Source organism: Acidimicrobiia bacterium, assembly GCA_016650365.1.
Lineage (GTDB): Bacteria > Actinomycetota > Acidimicrobiia > Spongiisociales > JAENVV01 > JAENVV01.
The window spans coordinates 1-2,998 of sequence record JAENVV010000116.1; the positions used below are offsets into that span (position 1 = coordinate 1).

Sequence of the window (2,998 nt, forward strand, 5' to 3'; positions counted from 1 at the left end):
CCCTGAACTCGTCGTCGGTGAGCGTCTGGCGTCCGACCCCAAGGACGACCGAACGATGCCGGAAGTCTTCGCGGTCCTGCAGTTCGTAAAAGGCGGGGATGAGTTTGCGTTTGGCCAGGTCGCCCGTCGATCCGAAGATGACGAAGACGTGGGGTTCGGTGGCGGTATCAACCAAGCCGGTGACCGACGGATTCGGGCGAGATCATACGAGGGCCGCCCGTTTGTCCTCGATGGCTCCCAGCAGAGCTTCGAAGGCATCGATGAACGCTTGCACGCCGTCACGTTGTAACTTGTCGGTGATGGCGACGAGATCGACCCCGACGGCGGCGAGCTTGTCGAGGACCGCATAGGCTTCATCGACATCAGCGACGAGCGCCACCTCGGCAGCGGACCCGTGATCGGCAAACGCGTCGAGCGTGGCCGGGGGAAGCGTGTTGACCGTGTTGTCACCGATCAAACCTTCGACGTACATGACATCCGAATAGGCGGCGTTCTTGGTACCAGTCGATGCCCACAGGAGGCGCTGGGGGAACGCCCCTTTGCCCCATTCGGCGGTGAAGTCGTCACCGAAGAGTTCCAGGTACCGCTGGTAGGTGACTTTGGCGTTGGCGATGGCCACCTGTCCGAGCAACGCCGCCCCTGCTTCGCCGAGATCGCCCAGTTGATTGTCGACCGCGGTGTCGACCCTCGAGACGAAGAAACTCGCCACCGAGGCCACCCGAGACGGATCTGCGGCCTTTTCGATTCCCCGCAGATAGGCGTGCGAGACGGCCTCGTAGTCGCCCATTGAGAACATGAGGGTCACGTTCACATTGATGTTCTCGCCGATCAGGGTCTCGATGGCCGGGATGCCCGCTTGGGTGGCCGGGACCTTGATCATGAGATTCGGACGATCGACGGTCGCCCACAGACGTCGGGCTTCGTTGATGGTTCCCTCGGTGTCATCGGCCAGATGCGGGGAAACTTCCAGGCTCACGAATCCGTCTGCGCCGTCGGTACGCTGATAGACCGGGGCGAGGATGTCGGCGGCCGACTTGATGTCTTCGATGGCGAGGTGCTCGAAGATCTCGATCGGGGTTGCCGAACCGTTCCCAGCCACAAATGTGGCGATGGCCTCGTCGTACTGGTCGGATCCGGCGATCGACTTTTCGAAGATCGACGGGTTCGACGTCATGCCTCGCAGTCCGTCGGCCACCATGGCGGCCATGTCACCGCTTTGGAGCATGTCGCGGCGGATGTAATCGAGCCACACCGACTGTCCCTGGGCTGCCAGTTGTTCCATCGCAGAGGTCATACGTTTCCTAAGTCCGACAATCGCACCATCTTACGTCACTGACCGATGAGACGGACCCGGCTGTGCCGCAGAAGAGCCACCCGTTTTCGGGTTTTGCCAACTAGCGTGACCACCAATGCGAACACTGCTGATTCTTCGTCACGGAAAATCCGATTGGGACGCCACCTTTGGCGGCGATGAGCAGCGCCCGCTCGCCAAACGTGGCAAGGACGCCGCCAAACGAGTCGGCACGTTCATCACCGAGATCGGAGTCACCCCGGACCTGGCCATCACCTCGCCGGCTGTCCGGGCTCGCGAGACCCTCGATGTCGCCCGCAAAGCCGGGCAGTGGTCGACTCCCGTGCAAGAGAACCGTCTCCTCTATGAAGGTGGCATCACCAACATCATCGGCCTCTTGCGAGAGACCGACGCCCGGGTGTCGACCGTCCTACTGGCCGGCCATCAGCCAACGTCGTCGAATCTGGTCGCGTCCCTAATCGGGGGCGGCCGCCTGCGCTTCCCAACGGCGGGGATCGCCTGCATCCAGTTCACGTCGGCCTGGCAAGATATCGGTCCGAACACCGGCGAACTCCGCTGGTTCGTGATCCCCAAGATGCTCGAATAAGCCCGGCCGTCCTGGGCCCTGGCCCGGTTCGGGCCCAGGCCGGGTGTTCTGGGCCGATAAGATCGGAAGATCATGGCGAACCAACGGCTGTACCGACTTCTGGACGGGCCATACGCGCCATGAGATCTGGTGCACTGCAACGCCGTCTCGTGACGATCCCCCGCACCGCTGCCCTCTTTCTGGGTCTAACGATCCTGTTCCCTGGCCTCCTTGTCCTGACCGGTGGTGTCGATCTGGTCCGCGGGTTGGTGACGCACAAACCGTGGATCGCCAGCCGGCTCCTGACGATCGGATGGGTGTATCTGGCTGCCCAGATGGTGGTGGTGGTGGTCAGCGGTCTCCAGTGGGTGACTGCGCTCCCCTCCGGCAATAGCCGGCCGGCCAAGCTCGCCGAGTCGTCGTACCAGCTGCAGGCGTGGTGGGTCCGTTTCATCGTGGCCGCCATGGAACGGGTGCTTGGGTTGCGCTTCGAGAGCACCGACAACGAGGTAGTTGCCCCAGGGCCGGTGATCGTGTTGTTTCGCCATATCAGCATCGTCGACAACCTGCTCCCCTATGTCTTTGTGTCCGATCGGGCCGGGATCCGGTTGCGCTGGGTCTTGAAGAAGGAACTGCTGTCCGATCCCGCGCTGGACATCGGCGGCAACCGGATGCCCAATTACTTCGTCGATAGGCATTCGGACTCGTCCGAGCAAGAGACGGCCAATATCGCCGCCCTCGGTGCCGACCTTGGACCCACCGAGGGCATTCTGCTGTTTCCCGAGGGAACCCGATTCAGCCCGGACACGTACGAAGCGCGGATGCTTCGTCTTTCCGAATCCTCGCCGGAGCTGTACAAGATCATGGAGGGCCACGATCAGGTACTCCCCCCACGAACCGGTGGTGTTCTCGCCTTGTTGGACTCGGGTATGGACGTCGTCTTCGGAATCCATACCGGCCTCGAAAGCCTGCGGGGTCTCAAGGAGATCTGGCGGGAGACTCCGGTCGGTCGCCGGATTCAGGTCACGTTCCGTCGGGTGGCCGCCGCCGATATCCCGGTCGCAGCTTCGGACCGTATCCGGTGGCTGCACGAGGAATGTGCCCGCGTCGATGACACCATC

Annotated in this window: 4 protein-coding genes; 2 read left to right on the forward strand and 2 right to left on the reverse strand. The window is 62.5% G+C overall.

What is annotated here, in order from left to right; all coding sequences use genetic code 11:
- Positions 1-175 (reverse strand): glucose-6-phosphate dehydrogenase (locus JJE47_07030; GenBank protein MBK5267172.1); only part of this gene is annotated, 175 nt, incomplete at its 3' end.
- Positions 176-202: 27 nt separating this feature from the next.
- Entirely contained in the window at positions 203-1,294 is a 1,092-nt protein-coding gene (gene tal / locus JJE47_07035; protein ID MBK5267173.1) for a transaldolase, read from the reverse strand.
- 115 nt (positions 1,295-1,409) lie between these two features.
- On the opposite strand from tal, the gene JJE47_07040 reads away from it, so the two are divergent.
- The gene (locus tag JJE47_07040) at positions 1,410-1,898 is read left to right on the forward strand and encodes a histidine phosphatase family protein (protein MBK5267174.1); all 489 of its coding nucleotides are present in this window, start codon (positions 1,410-1,412) and stop codon (positions 1,896-1,898) included.
- 119 nt (positions 1,899-2,017) lie between these two features.
- Positions 2,018-2,998, forward strand: a 981-nt coding sequence (locus JJE47_07045; protein MBK5267175.1) for a 1-acyl-sn-glycerol-3-phosphate acyltransferase, incomplete at its 3' end; no start/stop codon positions are given.

What these genes read in the sequence shown, in the direction of transcription:
- JJE47_07040 (MBK5267174.1), top strand. Translation starts at nt 1,410, where the DNA reads ATGCGAACACTGCTGATTCTTCGTCACGGAAAATCCGATTGGGACGCC.
- tal (MBK5267173.1), bottom strand. Translation starts at nt 1,294, where the DNA reads ATGACCTCTGCGATGGAACAACTGGCAGCCCAGGGACAGTCGGTGTGG.